The organism is Bartonella sp. AA81SXKL (assembly GCF_042196945.1).
In the GTDB taxonomy this organism is placed as follows: domain Bacteria; phylum Pseudomonadota; class Alphaproteobacteria; order Rhizobiales; family Rhizobiaceae; genus Bartonella.
Map to the genome: position 1 here is coordinate 1 of NZ_JBHIRH010000075.1, position 1,545 is coordinate 1,545.

Annotated in this window: 3 protein-coding genes and 1 pseudogene; 1 reads left to right on the forward strand and 3 read right to left on the reverse strand. The window is 34.8% G+C overall.

The annotated features are described in order from the left end of the window. Positions 1 to 166 precede the first annotated feature (166 nt). Positions 167 to 502, forward strand: coding sequence for a hypothetical protein (locus ACFINZ_RS09540; RefSeq protein WP_375655583.1), 336 nt, complete (start codon positions 167 to 169; stop codon positions 500 to 502). A 19-nt stretch (positions 503 to 521) separates the two neighbouring features. Here the strand turns inward: ACFINZ_RS09540 and ACFINZ_RS09545 are convergent, their stop codons facing one another. From ACFINZ_RS09545 to ACFINZ_RS09555, 3 genes and pseudogenes are all read right to left on the reverse strand, one after another. After that, entirely contained in the window at positions 522 to 1,049 is a 528-nt protein-coding gene (locus ACFINZ_RS09545) for a hypothetical protein (protein ID WP_375655585.1), read from the reverse strand. Further along, positions 1,036 to 1,371 carry a hypothetical protein gene (locus tag ACFINZ_RS09550; protein ID WP_375607479.1) on the reverse strand — a complete coding sequence of 112 codons (336 nt, stop codon included), beginning with the start codon at positions 1,369 to 1,371 and terminating at the stop codon, positions 1,036 to 1,038. The genes ACFINZ_RS09545 and ACFINZ_RS09550 overlap by 14 nt, the downstream gene beginning before the upstream one ends. 15 nt (positions 1,372 to 1,386) lie before the next feature. Further along, positions 1,387 to 1,545 (reverse strand): annotated as a pseudogene (locus ACFINZ_RS09555) (single-stranded DNA-binding protein); the annotation flags it as partial.

Here is a 1,545-nt window from a genome sequence, read left to right on the forward strand (position 1 = left end):
GATTTTGAACTGTACATTTCCCTCTCTAGACACAATACGCCTAAGTACAGCAATGTCATTAAATACGATTTGCTACAATTTGTCAATAAGAAAACGATACATATTGATGCAATTGTAGAATCAATATAAATCCGATGTGAAATTTTCTCCTAAATAAAGAAAAAAGATGTTTTTAGTAATATTACTAGTTTGGTATTTTGATATCATTAGCTTATGGACTGCTTTTATAATAGCAATTATTGCTATTGCTTGTTACGAATATAGTCTTTTACAAGAAAAGAATGAACTTAGGACGTTAAAAAATGATTCAGAATATCAAATTGGGTGGTTAAAAGATGTAATTTCTGCTTCAGAAGCTGAAATTGAAAAACTAAAAGATGAAATTTATGATTCAGAAGCTGAAATTGAAAAACTAAAAGATGAAATTAAGGAGGCAAAAAATACAATTAACTATTTAAGATATACAATATTTTTTTCAGAAGAAAAATATGAAGAAGATTAGAATCTGATTGCCAGTAAACCTAACGATCAAAATGTTTCTGAAGCACATTAAGAGCAACGCGCAGTGAATTCACAAGGTGGGGTAGCATTTGATCTTCTATAACGAGGCACTGTAGCGCTGCATAAAGGTTATATTGTCTATAGAGGCATTGGGCTTCTTTTAGTGCCTCTTGCGTGTTGATAAACTGCTCTGTTGCAAATGCTACCCATTTATCTCTTGCCTTATCATCAGATGATGACGGCATTTCGTCATAAATCGCATTAGGCAAGCCTTTTGCACAAAGGTAATCGTTTCTTATCTGTAGATATTGCTGGGCGGCGTCATATTGCTCTTGTGTAAGCACGCCTTGCAAGCAAAGCCGCCCGATATAGGTACCAGAAAGTGGATTTTTTGCCTCTTGTAGCGTTAAACCAAAGCGTTTTGCACGCATTTCTATTGCCAATTTATCAACGGCTTCACGCGGTGTTTTGCAACGTGATATACGTCCGTTTGGTTCTCTTACCTGCCCTGCTATTTTAGGGCGTCCCCTTTTTTTATTTTTTTTCACTTATGTCCTCAGATGTCTGTTTAATATCTTGCCAAATTCTCTCTGATCTTGACCATGAAATTCGATTTAAAAAGAACAATAAAACCACTAAAATGCATATTACAGCAGCAACACCTAACTTAAGTTTTAAGTGACTTTGATCCCAAGAAAGTTTTAAGAGCAGAATGAAAAGTGTACTCAATAAAGCACCCATCACTATACTGTAATAACTCATTGATGTAGATGACATACAATCTCTTAACAGCTCTATATCATTCTCTGTAAGCATATAAACGGGTTCAGATTCTTCTGTACTAACCCTAGACTTCTTTTTACTATCCATTAAAGCACCTTCTGTTTAAAAAGGAACGCTATCATTCATAACGGTATGAGATGTATCAAGAGGTCTGTAAATGCTTCTGTCATAAGCAGATGACTGCTCTTGATTATCATCATTTTTGCCATCTAAAAGCTTTAACTCGCCTTTGTACTGAGGCAATATGACTTCTGTTACATA

What these genes read in the sequence shown, in the direction of transcription:
- ACFINZ_RS09540 (WP_375655583.1), top strand. Translation starts at nt 167, where the DNA reads ATGTTTTTAGTAATATTACTAGTTTGGTATTTTGATATCATTAGCTTA.
- ACFINZ_RS09550 (WP_375607479.1), bottom strand. Translation starts at nt 1,371, where the DNA reads ATGGATAGTAAAAAGAAGTCTAGGGTTAGTACAGAAGAATCTGAACCC.